Source organism: Streptomyces katrae, from assembly GCF_000717655.1.
Classification (GTDB): domain Bacteria; phylum Actinomycetota; class Actinomycetes; order Streptomycetales; family Streptomycetaceae; genus Streptomyces; species Streptomyces katrae_B.
In genome coordinates this window covers 198833-217639 of the sequence record NZ_JNZY01000015.1, presented here as the reverse complement: position 1 = coordinate 217639, position 18807 = coordinate 198833, and the positions used below count along the sequence as shown (strand labels likewise).

The 18807-nt window shown below is 72.8% G+C and carries 14 protein-coding genes; 5 read left to right on the top strand and 9 right to left on the bottom strand.

Going from position 1 to position 18807, the window contains the following annotated elements; translation table 11 throughout:
- Positions 1 to 130: 130 nt before the first annotated feature.
- The gene (locus tag IF09_RS0120480; protein ID WP_030297742.1) at positions 131 to 1579 is read right to left on the bottom strand and encodes an NADH-quinone oxidoreductase subunit NuoF family protein; all 1449 of its coding nucleotides are present in this window, start codon (positions 1577 to 1579) and stop codon (positions 131 to 133) included.
- Positions 1576 to 2637: a hypothetical protein gene (locus tag IF09_RS46380; RefSeq protein ID WP_199920457.1), complete on the bottom strand. Its 1062-nt coding sequence runs from the start codon at positions 2635 to 2637 to the stop codon at positions 1576 to 1578. The genes IF09_RS0120480 and IF09_RS46380 overlap by 4 nt, the downstream gene beginning before the upstream one ends.
- A 531-nt stretch (positions 2638 to 3168) precedes the next feature.
- On the opposite strand from IF09_RS46380, the gene IF09_RS0120470 reads away from it, so the two are divergent.
- Complete coding sequence (locus tag IF09_RS0120470; RefSeq protein ID WP_030297737.1) at positions 3169 to 4455, top strand: PucR family transcriptional regulator; 1287 nt, start codon at positions 3169 to 3171, stop codon at positions 4453 to 4455.
- Positions 4456 to 4636: 181 nt separating this feature from the next.
- Here the strand turns inward: IF09_RS0120470 and IF09_RS0120465 are convergent, their stop codons facing one another.
- From IF09_RS0120465 to IF09_RS0120450, 4 genes are all read right to left on the bottom strand, one after another.
- A complete protein-coding gene (locus IF09_RS0120465) occupies positions 4637 to 5455 on the bottom strand; it encodes an RNA polymerase sigma factor (protein WP_051832683.1) in 819 nt (272 codons plus the stop codon).
- A gap of 149 nt (positions 5456 to 5604) precedes the next feature.
- Complete coding sequence (locus tag IF09_RS0120460; RefSeq protein ID WP_030297733.1) at positions 5605 to 7020, bottom strand: DUF1996 domain-containing protein; 1416 nt, start codon at positions 7018 to 7020, stop codon at positions 5605 to 5607.
- A gap of 9 nt (positions 7021 to 7029) precedes the next feature.
- Complete coding sequence (locus IF09_RS0120455; protein WP_234321089.1) at positions 7030 to 7695, bottom strand: DUF4142 domain-containing protein; 666 nt, start codon at positions 7693 to 7695, stop codon at positions 7030 to 7032.
- Between the two features lie 246 nt (positions 7696 to 7941).
- Positions 7942 to 10038, bottom strand: a complete 2097-nt coding sequence (locus tag IF09_RS0120450) for a SpoIIE family protein phosphatase (RefSeq protein WP_030297729.1) — start codon at positions 10036 to 10038, stop codon at positions 7942 to 7944.
- Positions 10039 to 10245: 207 nt separating this feature from the next.
- Between IF09_RS0120450 and IF09_RS0120445 the strand changes: the two genes are divergently transcribed.
- Both IF09_RS0120445 and IF09_RS0120435 read left to right on the top strand, forming a co-directional pair.
- Entirely contained in the window at positions 10246 to 11367 is a 1122-nt protein-coding gene (locus tag IF09_RS0120445) for a PP2C family protein-serine/threonine phosphatase (RefSeq protein WP_030297727.1), read from the top strand.
- A gap of 239 nt (positions 11368 to 11606) precedes the next feature.
- A complete protein-coding gene (locus IF09_RS0120435) occupies positions 11607 to 13160 on the top strand; it encodes an alpha/beta hydrolase (protein WP_030297725.1) in 1554 nt (517 codons plus the stop codon).
- Positions 13161 to 13275: 115 nt separating this feature from the next.
- On the opposite strand, the gene IF09_RS0120430 is transcribed toward IF09_RS0120435, so the two are convergent.
- From IF09_RS0120430 to IF09_RS0120420, 3 genes are read right to left on the bottom strand one after another with little or no spacing between them, the layout of a single operon-like run.
- Positions 13276 to 14574: an MFS transporter gene (locus IF09_RS0120430; RefSeq protein WP_051832682.1), complete on the bottom strand. Its 1299-nt coding sequence runs from the start codon at positions 14572 to 14574 to the stop codon at positions 13276 to 13278.
- Positions 14575 to 14580: 6 nt separating this feature from the next.
- Positions 14581 to 14994 (bottom strand): PaaI family thioesterase, encoded by a 414-nt coding sequence (locus IF09_RS0120425; RefSeq protein WP_030297722.1) that lies wholly within the window; start codon positions 14992 to 14994, stop codon positions 14581 to 14583.
- A 45-nt stretch (positions 14995 to 15039) separates the two neighbouring features.
- The gene (locus IF09_RS0120420) at positions 15040 to 17064 is read right to left on the bottom strand and encodes an NADPH-dependent 2,4-dienoyl-CoA reductase (RefSeq protein ID WP_030297720.1); all 2025 of its coding nucleotides are present in this window, start codon (positions 17062 to 17064) and stop codon (positions 15040 to 15042) included.
- Positions 17065 to 17310: 246 nt separating this feature from the next.
- Between IF09_RS0120420 and IF09_RS0120415 the strand changes: the two genes are divergently transcribed.
- Both IF09_RS0120415 and IF09_RS0120410 read left to right on the top strand, forming a co-directional pair.
- Positions 17311 to 18036: an alpha/beta fold hydrolase gene (locus IF09_RS0120415; protein WP_030297718.1), complete on the top strand. Its 726-nt coding sequence runs from the start codon at positions 17311 to 17313 to the stop codon at positions 18034 to 18036.
- Complete coding sequence (locus IF09_RS0120410) at positions 18033 to 18803, top strand: hypothetical protein (RefSeq protein WP_030297716.1); 771 nt, start codon at positions 18033 to 18035, stop codon at positions 18801 to 18803. Before IF09_RS0120415 ends, IF09_RS0120410 begins: the two co-directional genes overlap by 4 nt.
- Positions 18804 to 18807 lie beyond the last annotated feature (4 nt).

Here is an 18807-nt window from a genome sequence, read left to right as displayed (position 1 = left end):
TTGAACCCGGGGGGTTCGTCTACTGCCTTATTCATAAGGCCTGAGAAGGGCGCCGAATTCGAATGAACGGGAATTTGTCAGATGACGCTAACGCTTGAACTCCCGCCACCGGCAGTCGTTTACCGCGGGCTCATTCCTGAATGCGCAGGGCGAGCGCGGGACAGCGCCGCACCGCGCGGAGGGCCTTCGGCCGCAGCCTTCCGGGGACCGTCATGACGGCCTCGGCCGGGTAGCCGTCCCGGTCGAGGCGCACCACGTCGGGCAGCACGTCCACGCAGAGCCCGTGGCCCTTGCACAGCGTCCAGTCCACGACGAGCCGTTCGGGGTTCTCGTCCTCGGGCAGGGGCAGCGCCCCGAGGACACGGCGCCCGCAGCCGCTGCCGAGGGCATGGTCGCGCATCTCGTCGGGGAAGACCGCGAGCGCGGAGGCCATGAAGGCCGAGGTGCCGTCGGGATGGCTGCACGCACCGCGGCGCAGCACCCCCCGCATCCGCACCTCGACCGCCTCCAGGGCGGCCCGGCCTCCCCCGGCCACCAGGGCCTCCACGGCGTCGGCGAGCGAGGGCAGCCCTCTGACGCACGGACCGCACTGGCCGGCGGTCTCGTCCGCCATCCAGCGCATCACGCGGGCCACTTCGCCGGCCGGGCAGGTGTCCTCGGGCAGCGGCAGGACCGCGCCCGCCCCCAGCGTGGCCTTGTACGAGGTCAGGGACTCCCGGGAGAGCAGTGCCGTCCGCGCCGCCGCCGCCGTCAGCCATTTGCCGTGGTACCCGCCGACCAGGACTCCCTGGCCGGGGGACGAGCCGCACAGGTCCAGGACGTACGCCAGGGACGTCCCGAGCGGCGCCTCGACGACCGTCGAACCGCTGATCGTCAGCATGACGGTACCCGGCTCGCCCGGCAGGCCGACCGAGCGGAATCCCGGCACCCCGAGCCGGGCCGCGACGGCGAGTTGGGCGTACGTCTCGGTGTTGGAGAGCAGGGTCGGCAGGCCGCTCAGGCCCCGCTCGCTGGTCCGGACCTTCTGCCCGTTCGGAACGGCGGCCCCCCCGTTGAGGCCGTTCACGAGGGAGGTCCCCTCTCCGGTGACGAAGCGCTCGGGGAGCCTGCCGACGCGGACGCGGCTGCCGGCGAGGCCGCGCTCGGCGACGGCGGCCCGCAGTGACCGCTCCACGTCGTCCCTGGTCACTCCGATGGCCACTTCCTCGGCCCCGATCGCGTCGGCCGCCAGCAGCGCGCCGTCGAGCACGAGGTGCGGGGAGTGCAGCAGCATGGCGGCGTCCTTGAGGCAACTCGGCTCGCCCTCCGTGCCGTTCACGACGACGGCGGTCCGCCCCTCCTTCGTCCGGGCGGACCGGATGACGGCTTTGAGCTTGCGGGCGAACGGAAAGCCCGCTCCCCCGCGGCCCCGCAGGTCTATGCCCTCGGCGAGCTCCACGAGATCGTCCGCGTTGTACTGCGCCACCGGGCCGTGCACCACCAGGTGGTTGGCGCGATCGAGCCGCGGCAGCGCGTCGAGTCCTGCCAGCAGCCTGGGCTGGCCGACGCACCCGAGGGCGGGATCGACGATAGAGGTCACTGCCGGCCCCGCATCCCGTCGAGCGGCTCACCGAACCGGTCCGTGGCCGGCCCGGCCCCGATGCCGCTAGGGATGAACACCGTGTCGTACGGATCGGCGCCGTACGCCGCGCCGTACGGCGCCGATCCGTACGGCGGGAGGATCTCGGTCGTGGCCTCCAGGGACTGCCGGGGCGAGGGCACGGGGCCGAGGCCCGCCGGGGCGCGGACCGGGTCCGGCTCCCGTCCGACGGCCCGTCGGCCCGACTGCCGGGCGAGGCGCGCCGTCAGCCGTTCGGCGGCCCATTCGGCGGGCTGCCGGACGAACCGCTGCGGCGCCGTCCTGGGCCGGGGCGGCGCCGCCGGGGGGGCGGGCGCCGGTGCGGCGGCCGGGCGCGGCGGCGCCGCGCGCAGCCTGGCCCGGAGCCGGATGGCGAGCACGCCGGCGACCCCGATCAGGCAGAGGGCGTACGCCACGGTCACCCATCCGCTGGCGGCGCGGCCGGACTTCAGCCCGTGTACGAGGGACGCTCCCCACGCCGGGTACGCGCCCACGTGCAGGGCGCGCCACCACACGGAGCGGCCCTTGGTGGCGAAGGCGCTGCGGACCGCGCCGGAGACCGCCGTGGAGACGAAGACGTATCCGGCCAGGGTGCCGAGGCCGATGAGGACCGGCCGGTCCTCATCGGTGAACGGTATGAAGGCGGAGGCGACGCCCGTCTGCGCCTCCGCGACCTTGACCCAGATGTGCAGGAGGAGGAAGCCCAGCCCCGCGACGGCGAGGCCGCGGTGGGCCCCCTGGGCGACGAGCCGGTGCCCGGAGGTGAGCACCGTACGGTCCGTGGCCGCGAGGCCCCACAGGACGGCGGAGGTGAGCGAGACGAGCGAGAGGACGCCCGCGCCGAAGTCGAGGAAGTCCCAGAGGTTGGTCAGGGTGACGCCGGCCCGGGCCGCCACGGCCAGGGCGAGCAGGCCCGCGAGGGCGGCGGTGACGAGGGTGGCGGGGCGCACGCCTCCGGCCGGGGACAGCAGGGGCGGCCTCCGGACGGCCCGCCGGCCGGCGGCCGCGGCAGCGGCCACGCCCGCATGGCGTCTGGTGCGGCTGGCCCGGTGTGAGCGGGGCGTACGGGCTGGGGACAGGGGCATCTAGTTCTCCCATACGCCCAGGCCCGAGGCACTCCACCGCGCACTCGGCGCCCGGGGTAGTCGACGGAACTGCTCCGCGGTGGGCGGGAGATGAGGTCTCAGGTCTCACCGACCGGGAGCGGGGGCCGGAGTGCAGAAGCATCGTGGAGCTTCGCAACGCCTCCACAGTATTTATCTAATCGTGACAAGTTCTTGCGCGCGTGGCATCGTCACACCGAACGTCCGCGGAAGATTCCCTTCCAACCGGTGCGGTGGCACCCCCTAGACGTTTCGTCCGCCACCACACCTCCCCGACGGCAAAATGAAAGCAAAGCCGCGGGACTGCAAGTGGATGGCACTCTCCTGGAGGGTGTACGAGACGCTCAACTCACCCGTCCGCACTGGCGCCGACGGGGAGGGAGGCGGCTCGGCAGGCTTGTCACCCTCCCACGGGGCAGGCCGTACCCCGGCATGAACGAGGTAACAATGTGCGAACTTCTGAACCGCATCTGGGCCCGTCCCCGAGGCGAATGGACCCGGGTCCTGCGCAGGGAACTCCCCGCGCTGGCCGCAGGGATGGTGGAGGAGCTGAGGGAGGAGCTCCCCGGGTTCTCCGCCTTGGTCGACGACCTCGACGAGGAGGTGGTCAGACAGCGGCTCGAGGTGGCCCTGCTCACCGCCCTCGGGTACCGCGAGCCCGCGCCGCAGAAACAGGCGCGGCCGGCGGCCCCGCATCCCGGCCCCCGTCCTGACTGCGATCTGGGCTCCGGTCCGGATCCCGACCTCGACTCCGACTCGGACCCGGTCCGGGACGAGGAGGAGGACGAGCACGACTACGCAGCCGAGCTCGACCACCCCGACGACGAGGTGGAAGAGGAGGAAGAGGAGCACCGCGGCCCGCCCCGGCTCCGCGACCCGGGCCGGCGAAGGCAGTTGGCCCCCCTGAAGGTCGTCCCTCCCGAAGGGTTCGCAACCCCCTCCGAACGCGCTCGGCGTGAGCTGTTCTCCGCTCTTACAAGTGACATGCCCATGGCTGAAATAGCCCTCTCCGAGCTGGCCGCCGCGGCCGACTGGCCCCTCCCGGCCGAGATACGCGCCATCGCCCTGGCCACACCGGGCGAGACCCAGCAGCTCGCGGCCGTCCTGGACGACGGACTCGCCGGCATGGTCGGCGGCCAGCCGTGCCTGCTGGTCCCGAGTCCTGACCCGGAGACCCGCGCCGCCCTGGAGGCCCTGCTCCGCGGCCGGTTCGCCGCCGTGGGCCACCCCGTCGCCCCCCGGGACACCGCTTCCTCCCTGCGGTGGGCCCTGCGGCTGCTGTCCCTGACCCCGAACCGCGCCGGCCTGGAGGCGCGGGCCCTGTTCGTCGACGACCACCTCTCGACCCTCCTGCTGCTCCAGGACGAGCCCCTGGCGCACGCACTGGCCGCACGCTGGCTGCGGCCGCTGGCCAACCTGACCCCCCGCCAGAGCGAACGGCTCGAAGTGACCCTGCTGGCCTGGCTGGAGGGCGGCGGCGCCCCCGAGGCCGCGAAGGCGCTGAGCGTGCACCCCCAGACCGTGCGCTACCGCATGCGGCAGCTCGAGAAGCTCTTCGGTCCCGGGCTGCGGGACCCGCGTACGCGCTTCGAGCTCGAGATGGCCCTGCGCAGCCGGCGCCTGATGGCCCAGGTACGCCGCCAGAACTCCCGGGTGAGCCGCAAGGTACGGGTCGCCACGACGGACTTCCGGCCGCTGGGCGTGGGCCGCATGGCCCGCGTCAACGGCCTGTAACCCCCCGACCTCCCCACCCTCGAACCCCCGAACCCTCAACCCCTCAAACCCCTCGACCCTCGACTCCCCGGAACCCCCGGAACCCCCGGAACCCCCGGAACCCCCGGAACCCCCGCAGCAAGCATCCGGCCCCGGTCCCCTCCCCGCCCACGCGGAGCAGGAGGACCGGGGCCGCCGCGTGTCACGGGCCGACGAGCACCCCCGACGCCCCCGCCCGCAGCGCGGCATTGAGGTCGAGGAGTTCGGCGTACGCGCGGGAACAGGACCGGCAGCCCGCCAGATGACGGGCGAGGCCGCGGCCCCGAGGCGCTCCGCGGCGCCTGATCACCGCCCCGAGCACCCGGCCGTAGTGCCGGCACCGCTCGTCGGCAGCCGTGTCCAGATGCGCGCGCAGGTACGCCTCGCGCAGCCCTTCGCGGGCCCGGAAGGCCAGCGAGGTCACGGCGCTGGGGGTGATGCCGAGCAGCAGGGGGACGTGGTGCGGGCAGTCGTCCTCGACGAGGGTGTGCCAGAGGACGGCCTTCCAGCGTTCGGGCAGGGCCTGGAAGGAGCGGGCGACGAGCCGGCGGTCCTCGCTGTCCAGGAGCCGGCGCTGCGGGTCGTCCCCGTCGGGTCCGGGGCTGCACCAGGCCTCGACGTCGGGCGTCAGGAGGGTCCGGCCGGCGCCGTCCCGCCACTCGACGGCCGTGTGGCGGACCACCGACAGGAGGTACGGGCGCCAGTGGTCGCGGGGCCCGGCGCCGGATCGGACGGCCTGCAGGGTGCGGATGAACGCCTCCGAGACGAGGTCCTCGGCGTCCTGCGGAGTGCGGCAGCAGCGGCGCGCACATGCAAAAGCGGCGGCACTGTGCCGCCGGTACAGGAGCTCGCAGACGGCCGGATCCCCGTCGCCCGCCGCGTACGCCGTTCTGAGCTGCTGTATGAGGTCGTGGTCGGAGGGCGCTGGCTCGGGCCCGGACTCGCGTTGCGGACCGGGCGTGGTGTGACGAGAGCCGGACATGGCACTCCTCGTGTGGGTCTCAGGGCCGCGGGCCCCTTCGGGCAGTGGCACAAGCGCGAACGCGGTGCCGGCCCGAAGTCGGCTTCGGTCCGGCACCGCTCTCGGGGCGACGCTGGGGAGGTGGGAGGGGGAGCGTCACCCCGAGGGACTCAGCGGCAGGCGCGCCCGTCGTTGATGCAGCGCACCGCACCGGCCATCAGGCCGTTCGACATGACGTTGATGAAGTCTCCGTGGTCGGTCGCCGGCTTGTGGAGCTGCTCGGGGAAGCTGTCCACGGCGAACCGGGAGCCGGGCGGAACGCTGTACACGATCCGCTGCACCAGCTGCGGGATGGCCTTGAAGCCCTTCTTGCAGTTGCCGTTGGCATCGGCGAAGGCCACGTGGGTGCGGTGGTTGGCGCTGTCGATGTTCTTGCCGTCCCAGCAGCTCTGGAAGTTGAACGTCCGTACGACGTCACTGCCCTTGGGGCACACCGGGTACTTGTCCTTCAGCTGGCGGTTCTCGAAGCCGGTGCAGCTCCACGACGCGTTCGCGTTGGCGTTGCCGTTGGTGAGGGCCTTGGCGTCGCCGGTGATGATCCGCATGAAGCGGGGCATCGCCGCGACCTTGCTCACGGGGCTGCCCTTGAACTCGATGGTCACCTGCTTCGGCTTCAGGATCGTGCCGACGTTCGCGTCCTGGCCGCCGCCGGGCGCCTTGGCGTCCTTCTCCGCCTTGCCGTCGCGCAGGCGCAGCACCGGCCAGTAGTACGTCGACTGGTCGCCGTTGGTGCAGGTGGTCCCGGACTGGGCGAGGCTGTTGTTGGTGGAGAAGGCGTCGGTGGTCTTGTTGCCCACGTAGTCGTGCATGTGGTGGGCGCCGTTGCTCACACCCGGCGCGACGATGACGTTGTCCGGGTTGAAGTGGCCGTTCTCGTTGCGCCCGCACTGCACGGCGAAGGATCCGGTGGAGGCGCCCCCGCGGGCGGCGGGCTTGCGCACGTTGGGCTTCACGTTGCCGATGGCCACGAAGTCGCTGCGGGCCGGTCCGCCCTTGGCCTGCTGTTGCTGCTGTTGCTGTTGCTGCTGCTGTTGCGGTGCGCTCTGCTTCGCGGCGTCCTGGCCACCGTTGTCGGCGGCCGGCTCGTCCGCCGGGTCGGCGGCCGCCGCCTCCTTCATCACGCACCCGCTGAGCCCCTGCAGTCCGGCGGGCTTCTGGCCCGCCTTCCCGAGCGTGTCGGACAGGTTGGTGATGGTCTTGTCGCGCTGCTGCTTCAGTCCGCCGAGCAGCGCCTTGCGATTGGCCTGGCCGGAGGAGAGCTGCTTGTAGGCGTCGGCGACCTGGGTGTCGAGCTGCGCCAGGTTCGCGTCCACCTCGTTGCGGGCCGGGTCGGGAACGTTGTCGAGCTTGTCGCCCACGTCCGGGCAGTCGATGGTGGCGGTCACGGGCGCGTTACGGGAATCCTGCCCTGCGAAGGCGCCCTGCGAGACGAACACGACCCCACCACCGCCCAGGACCAGGGCGGACATCGCGGCGAGGATCTTGTGCTTCGGCCGCAGACGGCGTTTGTGGCCCTTTTGACTCATGCGATCACTTCACTTCGTCGGTCGGGAATTGGGGGAGAAGGCGGGGGGCGGCGCGGAGGGGGTGCCCGGCGGGGCGTCCGCGAGGCCGTCGAAGTCGACCAGCCCGCTGGCCTCGAGGACCGAAATGTGGTCCAGGACGGTGTTGTTGGCGTCCGTGGCCAGGGCCCGGACCATGGAATTGCGGGTTTGTGCCCGGATCTGGGCCACGACGGTGAACACCTTGCCGTGGGCCCTGCGCAGCAGCTGGACGAACAGCTGCTCGTACTGGGGTCCTTGGGCCTGGTCCATCTGGTCGAGCCAGCCCTGCTGCTGTGCGCTGGGTCTGCTGGGGAGTTCCATGCCGAGGGCCTGCCCCACCTCCAGGACCCTGCGGTCCAGTTCGGTGTGGCCGTCGACGAGGTGCTCCCCGGCGGTGCGGATCGCGGGCCGGGTGCCGCGCTGCAGGGCTTGGCGCCCTGCGGGCAGCTCCCACAGGCCGGCGAGCCGCACCTTGCGGACGAAGTCCCGGTCCTGGGGGGTGAGCGGCCCGAAGGCCGTGCTCTGGATACCGGCGCCGTCGTCCTCGGCCGCCGGAGCCGTGGCGGCCGCGGCGTTCCTCCCGCCGAACTTCTGCACGGGGATCAGCAACGCGATCAGGGTGAAGGCGAGGGCGCCGATGACGACGCCCGTAGCCATCACGTGTCTCGAAGCTACCGACATGCTGCCGACGGCCGACCGACGGAAAGACAGCACTGTGCCTCCTTGCTGCGTGGACCGGGAGGGGCTGCGGCCGCTCGGGCTCCGGCAGTTGACCGTGCCGTGGCACCCGCGCTCCCCGGGTGCCACGGGACGCTAGTGCCAGTTGTGGTGCCTGTTTGGAAGGACCATCACGAATGGACAAACATCCGGGCAACGCCTCGAAAGGCTGGTACCGTGCGGGCGCTACTCCCCCGGCGCCTCGGACAGCGGGCGGGTCCGGGCGATGAGCAGGGCCACGTCGTCGCGGTCGTCCGGCTGCCGCAGTTCACTCAGCAGCAGGTCACAGGTCTCCTCGAGGGGACGGACCGGGTCGCCGAGCAGCGAAGTGAGCGCCTCCAGGCGAGTGTCGATGTCCTGGTCGCGGGTCTCGACGAGCCCGTCGGTGTACAGGACGAGCTCGTCGCCGACGCCCAGGTCGAGGGCGGTGGCCTCGAAGGGTACGCCGCCGACGCCCAGAGGCGCCCCGGTCGGCAGGTCGAGGAGCTCGGTCGGGCGCCCGGGGCTCGTGCGTACGGGCGGCAGGTGGCCGGCGGTCGCGATGCGGCACCGGTTGCGGTGGGGGTCGTAGACGACGATCACGCAGGTGGCCATGGTGTGCCCGAGCCCGGTGGTGGTGTGGTCGAGCCGGGCCAGGACGGTGGCCGGGTCGAGGTCGAGCTCGGCCAGTGTGCGGGCGGCCGTGCGCAGTTGGCCCATGGTGGCGGCGGCGTTGATGCCGCTCCCCATGACGTCCCCGACCACGAGGGCGGTCTTGTCGTCGGGCAGCGGGATGACGTCGAACCAGTCGCCGCCGACTTCGCCGGCGGCCCCGGCGGGCTGGTAGCGGTAGGCGATCTCCAGGCCCGGGGTGGGAGTGGGGTGGTGGGGCAGCAGATGGCGCTGGAGGGTCAGGGCGGTCCGGCGCTGCTTCTGGTACCAGCGGGCGTTGTCGATGCAGACGGCGGCGCGGGCCGCCAGTTCACTGGCGAGCAGGACGTCGTCCTGGTCGAACGGCAGCGGGTTGTCGGTGCGTTGGAGGCCGAGGGCCCCGATGACCTCGCCGCGGGCGATCAGCGGCACCGCGAGGTACGAGTGGAGCCCGGCCTCGGCGAGCAGGGTGGCGGCCGCGGCGTCCCGGGCGACGCTGGGGAGGTCGCCCTTCGTGAGGTCCGCCAGGAGCACGGGGCGGGCGGACTGTACGCACTGGGTGACCACCCGGGTGGCGTCGTAGCGGGCGATCGAGCCGACCGGGTCGGCCGCGAGGGTGGCGGGGGTGGGGCGCGAGGCCTTGACGGCGAGGGCGCGGAAGCGCACGGTCTCGTCCGTCGGGTCCCCGGGCGGGTGGTCTCCCGTGAGCACGGCGTCGAGGACGTCGACCGTCGCCAGGTCGGCCAGGTGCGGCACGGCGATGTCGCCGAGCTCGCGCGCCGTGACCCAAAGGTCGAGGGTGGTGCCGATGCGCACGGAGGCGTCGGCGATCAGGGCGAGCCGCTGGCGGGCCAGGGCGACGGCCACCGAGGTCTTGTGCTGCTCGGTGACGTCGACGACGGACGCGGCGACCCCGATCGGCCGCCCGGCCGGGTCGTCGAGCCGGTAGAGGGAGACGGACCAGGCGTGGTCCTGGTCGGGATCCGCGGGGGTACGGCCGACGGTGAACCGATCCAGCTGGGGCCTGCCGGTGGACAGGACCGACCGCATCGATTCCTCGATGGACGCTGCGTCCAAACGGGGCAGCACCTCATGGACCTGGCGGCCGATGTGCTCGGCGGCGGACAGGCCGTTGATGCTCTCCAGGGCCGGATTGACCAGGACGTAGCGCAGGTCGGAGTCCAGGACGGCCAGGCCGATCGGGGACTGGGCGACCAGCCGCATCGACAGGGCCAGGTCGCGCTCCACACGCCGCAGGGTGGCCTGGTCGGAGGCGATGCCGAGGGCGTAGAGCCGGCCTTGGCCGTCCTCGAGCCGCATGTTGCGGAATTCCGCCACCCGGCTGCTGCCGTCCTTGTGCACGACGGGGAACGCCCCGGCCCAGGGCTCTCCGCCGGCCATCACGTTCTCGAAGAGGGAGAGGACCAGCCCCAGGTGCTCGTCGTCGACGAGCAGCTGCGCCGCGAACCGGCCGAGCGCCTCGTCGGCGGTGTAGCCGAACAGCTCCTCGGCCTGCGGGCTCCAGAGCGTGATCCGCCCCTCCGCGTCGAGGACCACCGCCGCGACTCCGAGCACGTCGAGCAGGCCCGGCCCGGTGGAGGGGCCGATGTGCGCCGGTTCCGCATCGGCCGGGAAGGCGTCCGCCGTACTCATGCCGGCCGCTCCTTCCCGTCCGCTGCCCAGGGGCGGTACATCGGCCCGCTCGCTCTCCGCGCCCGGGGTCCGCGCCCCGGGGTGTCTCCCATCCTCTCTCCACTCCCCCGCACCGGCAGCACAGCCGCACCCCGATGGGGCCGTACGACGGAGCGAGCGGCCGGACGACGGAGCGCGGGAAGAGGGGGCGCGGTGTATGCAGGAGTCATGGACCCCCGGCCGCCGCATCCGAGTCTCCGCCAGGTCGGCGAACCGGGCCTGCCCCTGCTGGCGGTTCCCTTCGCGCTGATCGCGGTCGTCACGGTGGTCGACGTCCTCGCGCCGCCCGATGTCCATCTGGGTCCCTTCCTGGTCGCGGCCCCGGCCCTCACCGCCTCCTTCGCCGGGCCGCGGATGACGGGATTCGTCGGCGCGGTGGCCGTCCTGGCCCAGGTGACGGTCGCCGTGACGCGGACCACCGTGACCGATCTGAACCACACCTTCCAGATCATTGCCCTGGTCCTGATCTCGGTCTTCGTGACCCTCTTCGCACATTTGCGCGAGGCCCACGAGAAACAGCTGATCCAGCTGCGCTCGGTCGCCGAGGCCGCCCAGGAGGTGGTCCTGCGGCCGCTCCGCGACCGGATGGGTCCACTGCGGCTGGCCTCCGTCTACCTGGCCGCGGAGGCCGAGGCCCAGATCGGCGGGGACCTGTACGCCGCCACCCGCACCCCGCACGGCACCCGGCTGATCATCGGCGACGTCCGCGGCAAGGGCCTGGAGGCGGTCGGGGACGCCGCGCTGGTCCTCGGCGCGTTCCGGGCCGCCGCCCACCAGGAGGCGGACCTGCCCACCCTCGTCGCCCACCTGGAGGCCGCCGTGGCGGCGGACCCGGACGGCACGGGCGAGCCGGCCGACGACCCCGGCGAGGCGTTCACCACGGCGGCGGTCCTGGACATCCCCGATCAGGAGATGACCGTACGGCTCATCAGCTGCGGGCACCCGCCGCCGCTTCTGCTGCGCGGTGGCCGGATCGTCCCCCTCGAGGTGGACCACCCGGCGCCGCCACTGGGCCTGACGCAGTACGTGGACACCGGCTTCGCCGCCCAGTCCTTCTCCTTCGAGCCGGGCGACGTCATCCTCCTGTACACGGACGGCGTCATCGAGGCCCGCGACGCCGCCGGCGAGTTCTACCCCCTGCCGGAGCGCGCCGCGCACTGGCAGGGCGACGGCCCGGACGCCCTACTGGGCCACCTGTGCGCGGACCTGCTGGCCCACTCCCCCGGCGGCAGCCTGGGCGACGACGCGGCGATGGTCGCCATCGAACGCGTCAGCGGCCGCTCCTCCTGACCCGGCAGCCCTCCCGCGCCCGGTTCTGCTCCCGCTGCTCCGCTGCTCCCGCCCGCCGCGCGCTGCCCGCGGACGGGCCCACCGACATCGACTCCTTCCGCGTGTCGGCCAGTTGTCCGGATGTGAGCTCGTTCGTGAGGAGCATACGGACCGACCCTTCGGGATGATTCGCCCGGAGCCCGCGTGCAACAAGGTGATGAGGCCATCGAATTCACGGAAGGAAACGGCTCTTCGTGAACATGAAACGCCTCGCACCGGTACTCGCCGCAGCCGGTCTGATCGCGACCACGATCCCCCTGCTCTCCGCGACCGGGGCGGTCGCCGCCACGACCGCCGAGTACACCCCGCAGAAGCCCGCGTGGCAGCGCTGCAGCACCGACCAGCCGGCCTCGTACGAGTGCGCGACCATCAAGGTCCCGCTCGACTACCGGCGCCCCCAGGGCGCCACGATCGACCTCGCGATATCGCGGATGAAGAGCGAGAACCCGGCCGCGCGGCACGGTGCCATGCTGCTGAACCCGGGCGGGCCGGGCGGTTCAGGGCTCGACCTGCCGCTGATGATGAACGAGCTGATGCCCAAGGACGGGCGCGACCAGTACGACCTGATCGGCTTCGACCCGCGCGGCGTCGGCGCCTCCAGCCCGATCACCTGCGGGCTGACCGACGCCGAGCAGAACATCGACCGGCCATACAAGGAGGAGACGTTCCAGGCGGACGTGACCTGGGCGCGTACGGTCGCCGAGAAGTGCCGCGAGAAGGCGGGCTCGGTGCTGCCGTTCATCACCACCCGCAACACCGCACGCGACATGGACGCGATCCGCGCCGCGCTGGGTGAGAAGAAGATCTCGTACGTCGGATACTCGTACGGCACGTACCTGGGCGCGGTGTACACGCAGATGTTCCCGAACCGCAGCGACCGCTTCGTGCTCGACAGCGGCGTGGACCCGCAGCGCGCGTGGCGCGGCATGATCCAGGTGTGGGCGACCGAGGCGGAGCCGGCGTTCCAGCGGTGGACGCAGTGGACGGCCGAGCGGGCGGCCGAGTTCCAGCTCGGCGACACCCCGGACGCGGTCTCCAAGACCTTCTGGGACCTGGTGGCCCGGGCGGACAAGCAGCCGATCGAGTTCGACGGCATCAAGCTCACGGGCGACGACATCCGCACCGCGCGCGGAGCGTTCTTCTACCCCTCGCAGGCGGCGCCGCTCGTCAAGGCGCTCAAGGACGCTGCGGACGGAAAGCCCGTCAAGCCGACGGCGCCCCAGCGAAAGTGGCTGAAGCCCGCCGCGGAGCCGGCGTCGGACAACGGCACGGCCGTGTTCCTGGCCGTGGTGTGCGGGGACACGGAATGGCCCCGCTACCCGGAGCAGTACGCACGGGAGGCCGCCAAGGACAAGGTCAAGTACCCGCTCTACGGGGACTTCGCCTCCAACATCAAGCCCTGCTCCGACTGGCGGCGGCCGATCGAGCCCGCGACGCCGATGAAGACGAAGACCGACGTGCTGACGGTGCAGAACGAGTGGGACTCCCAGACCCCGCTGGTCAGCGGCCAGGGCCTGCACAAGGCGCTCAAGGGTTCACGGATGGTGCTCGCGATGGGCGGGGAGGGCCACGGCGTGTACCTCGTCGACCCGAACTCCTGCGCCAACGCGACGGTCAACTCCTATCTGACGACAGGCAAGCTGCCCGCCCAGGACGTGACCTGCCGGACGACGCCGGGCTCGCCGGAGCGCCGCTCGGAGATCGCCCCGCAGTCGCCGCAGCGCTTCCCGGCCCTCTCCGACCGGAGGTTCTGACCCCGCAGGGCTTCTGACTGCGCAGTGGTTCTGACCCCGCAGGCTTCGGCCGCCGCTCAGGACGCCTCCACGACAGCCTTGATCCGGCGGCCGAAGTCAGGGGGTGTCGTGCCGATCAGGCCGGGCCCGATCGGCACGACACCCCCTCGGCCGGGGATCCCGCGACGGCATCCCCGGCCGGGGCAGCCCCGACCCGGCTCCCCCGCAGCGGGGTCAGCAGCCCCGCGCCGACGATCAGCAGGCAGAAGGCGCCGGCGGCCACGCTGACCGCCGGGACCCCGTGCCGGGCGGCCAGCACCGTGAGGACGGCCGCGCCCACCGGACCCGAGGCGCCGTGCACGGTCCAGAACGCGGAGGTGACCCGCCCCAGCAAGGCATCAGGGGTCACCTCCTGGCGCAGGGTCAGGGAGCAGACCGCGCCGAGGGTGAGCCCGAACATGAACACCGCGGCCGCCACGGTGATCACCGGCAGGCTCCGGCTCACGCCGGTGACCGCCACCGCCCCGCCGACCAGGGCGGTCGAGCCCAGCCAGCAGGCTCCGAAGCCGAGGGTCCGGCGCAGCGGCGCGGCGGCGAGGGCCGCGCCGACGACGCCCAGCCCGCTCAGGGCGATGACGAAGCCGACGGTGGCCTTGCTCTGGCCGAGCTCCTCCCGGACCCGGAAGATCAGCAGGTCGGTGGCGCCCACGGTGACGAAGGTCAGCAGCGTGAGCAGCACGGTCAGCGCCCGCAGCACGGGGTGGGCCCACAGGAAGCGGAAGCCTTCGACGAACATCTCGTGCAGCTTCCCGGGCGCCGGCCCGGAGGCCCGCGCCGCGCCGGCCCCCTCCCGGCCCAAGGCCACCCACCGCAGGCTCACGGCCGAGACCAGGAAGGTCACCCCGTCCACGCCGAGCGCCCAGTCCGGGCCCAGCGCGGCGGCGATGAACCCCGCCGCCGCCGGCCCGCACAGGGTCCCGAAGGCGAAGGCGGCCGTCAGCCGCCCGTTGGCGGCGGTCAGGTGCTCGGCGGGCACCAGGTTCGGCACCGCCGTCACGTACGCCACGTCGAACAGCGTCTTCAGGACGGTGACCAGCGCCGTCAGTACGTACAGCACCCAGATCCGCGGCCCGGCCAGCCAGATCAGCGGGACCGCGCCCAGCAGCAGTGCCCGTACGAGATCGCAGGCGATCATCAGGCGGCGCCGGTCCGTCCGGTCCACCACGTACCCGGCGAACAGGCCGGTCGCGATGGAGGCGGCCCCCGAGATGACCGTGATCAGGCCCATCTGGACCACGGATCCGGTGGCTTCGAGGACCAGCAGGGGCAGCGCGAGCAGCGAGATCGATCCGCCGAGGACGGACAGCGCCTGGCCGAGCCAGAAGATGTTGAAATCGCGGTTGCGCCAGAGCGAGGGGTGGACCGGGGCCGGCACCCCGGCTCAGCCCAGCAGGGCGTAGACCGTCGAAGCCGTGGCGGCCGGCTCCGGCGCGCCCTCGGGGGTCATGGTGATGTCGGCGAACGCCATCCGCTTGCCGAGCTTGGTCACCCGTACCTCGATCCGCACGTCCGTACCGAGGACCGGCCGCTGGAAGCTGGTCGACTGCTGGACGGTGGTCATCGGCCCGTACGCCCCGCGCGCGGCGGAGACCGCGATGACGGTGGCGGTGTCGGCGGCGGCCATCAGGGCCTGCCCGGACAGGCCACCGCCGTCCCGGGCCAGCGCCTCGGACCAGGGCAGCCGCAGTACGGCGTGCCGCTCGCCGGTCTCCTGGACGGTCAGTCCGAGGGCGAGCACCCAGGGCGCGAAGTTGTCGGAAAGGATCTTGTCTGCGTCTGCGGGTGAGATCGTCACCGGGCGATTGTGGCGGTCCGGACGGACCGCCACAATCCCTTTCGGTCAGAGACCGGCGGCCAGTTCGGTGCCCTGGCGGATCGCCCGCTTGGCGTCCAGCTCGGCGGCCACGTCGGCGCCGCCGATCAGGTGCGGCCTGCCGCCGGCCGCGAGCAGCGCCTCGTACAGGTCGCGGCGCGGCTCCTGGCCGGTGCAGAGCACCACCGTGTCGGCGGGGACGAGCCGCTGCTCCCCGCCGACGGTGATGTGCAGGCCCTCGTCGTCGATGCGGTCGTACGTGGCGCCCGCGACCGAGACGACCCCGCGGTGCTTGAGCTCCGCGCGGTGGATCCAGCCGGTGGTGGTGCCGAGACCGGCGCCGACCTTGGTGGTCTTGCGCTGCAGGAGGTGGACCTGGCGCGGGGGCGCGGGCCGCTCGGGGGCGGTGAGGCCGCCCGGGCCGGTGTACGAGGTGTCGACGCCCCAGTGGCGGAAGTACGTCTCGGGGTCCTGGGAGGCGCCCTCTCCGCTGTCGGTGAGGAACTCGGCGACGTCGAAGCCGATGCCGCCGGCGCCGACGACGGCGACGCGCTCGCCGACGGGGGCGCCGTCGCGCAGCACGTCGAGGTAGCTGACGACGTTGGGGTGGTCGACGCCCTCGATGTCGGGGGTGCGCGGGGTGACGCCGGTGGCGATGACGACCTCGTCGTAGCCCTGGAGGGTCTCGACGTCGGCGCGGGTGTTCAGCCGGACGTCGACGGCGCGGGCGGCGAGCTGGGTGCCGAAGTAGCGGATGGTCTCCTCGAACTCCTCCTTGCCGGGGATGCGGCGGGCGATGTCGAGCTGTCCGCCGATGTGGCCGGAGGCCTCGAACAGGGTGACGGCGTGGCCGCGTTCGGCGGCGGAGACGGCGCAGGCGAGTCCGGCTGGCCCGGCGCCGACGACGGCGACGCGCTTCTTCAGCTGCGTGGGCGAGAGCACGAGCTCGGTCTCGTGGCAGGCGCGCGGGTTGACGAGGCAGCTGGTGATCTTGCCGCTGAAGGTGTGGTCGAGGCAGGCCTGGTTGCAGCCGATGCAGGTGTTGATGGTCTCGGAGCGGCCTGCGGCGGCCTTGGCGACGAAGTCGGCGTCGGCGAGGAAGGGGCGGGCCAGCGAGACCAGGTCGGCGCGGCCGTCGGCGAGCAGCTCCTCGGCGATCTCCGGGGTGTTGATGCGGTTGCTGGTGACGAGCGGGATGCTCACCGCGCCCATCAGCCGCTTGGTGACCCAGGTGTAGGCGCCGCGCGGGACGGAGGTGGCGATGGTGGGGATGCGGGCCTCGTGCCAGCCGATGCCGGTGTTGATGATGGTGGCGCCGGCCGCCTCGATCTCCTTGGCGAGGCGGACGACCTCGTCGAGGGTGGAGCCGCCGGGGATCAGGTCGAGCATGGAGAGGCGGTAGATGAGGATGAAGTCCTCTCCCACGGCCGCGCGGGTTCGGCGGACGATCTCCAGCGGGAAGCGCACGCGGTTCTCGTACGCGCCGCCCCAGCGGTCGGTGCGCTTGTTGGTGGCGGCGGCGATGAACTCGTTGATGAGGTAGCCCTCGGAGCCCATGATCTCGACGCCGTCGTAGCCGGCGAGCTTCGCGAGGCGGGCGGCGCGGACGAAGTCCTCGACGGTGCGCTCGACCTGGACGTCGCTCAGCTCGTTCGGGACGAAGGGGCTGATGGGGGCCTGGAGGGCGCTGGGGGCGACCAGGTCCTTGTGGTAGGCGTAGCGGCCGAAGTGGAGGATCTGCATGGCGATCTTCCCGCCCTCGGCGTGCACGGCCTCGGTGATCACCCGGTGCTCGGCGGCCTCCTCCTCGGTGGTGAGGCGCGATCCCCCCTCGAAGGGGCGGCCGGCGTCGTTCGGGGCGATGCCGCCGGTGACGATCAGACCGGCGCCGCCGCGGGCGCGCTCGGCGTAGAAGGCGGCGAGGCGCTCGAAGCCGCCCTCGTGCTCCTCGAGGCCGGTGTGCATCGAGCCCATGATCACGCGGTTCGGCAGGGTGGTGAAGCCGAGGTCCAGGGGGCTCAGCAGGTGCGGGTACCGGCTCTGGGAACTCATGGGGGCGCCTCCTCGCGCGGGGGTGATGAACCTGTTCTAGCGAGGAGGACAGGGTTTTGCAACTAGGTGCATAACCGCGTGGGGGCCTGCGGGGTGCCCGCCGGGCCGGAATCTCCCGGCGGTGGGGGCCCGGCGCGGCGAGGCCTGTGGCGGAGTTCACGCCCGCGACCCCGCACCGCCGAGGGCCTCCGTACGAAGACGACCCCGTCCACGCCGCTGCGCGCGGTCGCCCGTACGCTCGGCCGGATGGCAGAACACCTCACCGTGACGGTGAACGGAGTCCGGCTGGCCTACGAGGCGGCGGGGGCCGGGGCCGCCCCGCCCGTGGTCCTGCTGCGGGCGGCGGGGGCCGGGGCCGCCCCGCCCGTGGTCCTGCTGCACGCGCTCGGGGAGCGCGCCGCGGACTGGGCGCGCGTACGGGACGCACTCGCGCGGGACCGGCGGGTGTACGCGCTCGACCTGCGCGGGCACGGCCTGAGCGACCGGCCGGCGCATTACTCGCCGGAGCTGATGCGGGACGACGTCCTGGGCTTCCTGGACGCCCTGGGGCTGGACCGGGTGGACCTGATCGGGCATTCGCTGGGTGGCGTCGTCGCGTATCTGGTCGCCGCGGAGCAGCCGCACCGAATCGGCCGGCTCGTACTGGAGGACGCCCCCGCGCCGCTCCCCCGCAAATCCGCCGCCCCCGTACGGCCCGAAGGGGAGCCGGACTTCGACTGGGCGATGGTGCTCGCCGTCAGAGCGGAGCTGGACCGGCCCGATCCGGCGTGGCTGGCCGGCCTGGGACGGATCACCGCCCCCACGCTCGTCATCTACGGCGGCCCCACGAGCCACCTCGCGGCCGCCTCTTTCGACGAGATCGCCGCCCGCATCCCCGGCGCCCGCCTGATCACCCTCCCGTACGGACACCTCATCCACGCGGCGGCGCCCGAGGAGTTCACCTCGACCGTCGCCGCCTTCCTCACCGCATGACGCGGGAAGCGGAGCTCGCCCGCCGCTGGCTGGCCGAGGAGGGCCTCACCCAGACCGGCGACGGCGTGTGGACCGATGCCGATTCCCCGGCAGAGCCGCTGGGCTCGGCGCGCATCGCCGAGGACTGGGGATGGCAGATGTTCGGCGACGAACGGCTCGGCCCGGCCGACCGGGTGCGGCTGGCCCTGGGGATGATGGACCTGCTCGGCAGCCACCCCCTGGTCGCCGGCCAGATCCAGCTGACCCACCTCGGGCCCGACGGCCCGCTGCCGCCCCACGCACTCGACGTGCTGTGGAACGGCTTCCGGCGTCGGCTGGAGGCCGTGGGGGAACCCGAGGCGGTCACCGATGCGCTGTGGCTCGACTGGTTCGAGGACCACAGGACCGCCGAAACCGCCTTCAGCGAGATGCTCGGCAAGGACGTCGCGGGGCTGCGCGGTGATGCGCCCGAGCCGCTGCTGCGCCGCGCCCGGCGCGTGCTGGAGTGCTCCGGCCCGGTCCCGTGGCCGGTGAAGGCCGGGGCCTACCGGGCCGCGGCCACCGTGCCCGCTCTGCAGTACGCGCTCTTGCGCGCCGTCCTGACGAGCTATCACGACCTCTACGGAGATCTCGAACCGGCGCCCGCCCTGGCCCTGTTGGAGCAGATCCGGCTGCCGGCGGACACCGAGCACCTGGCCGCGCTGCGCGCCGTGCTGGCTGCCGGGCACGTCAACCACCACCGGAGCCCCCGGGCCTGGGACGAGGCGGCCGGGCCTCGGGCCGGGTGAGCGG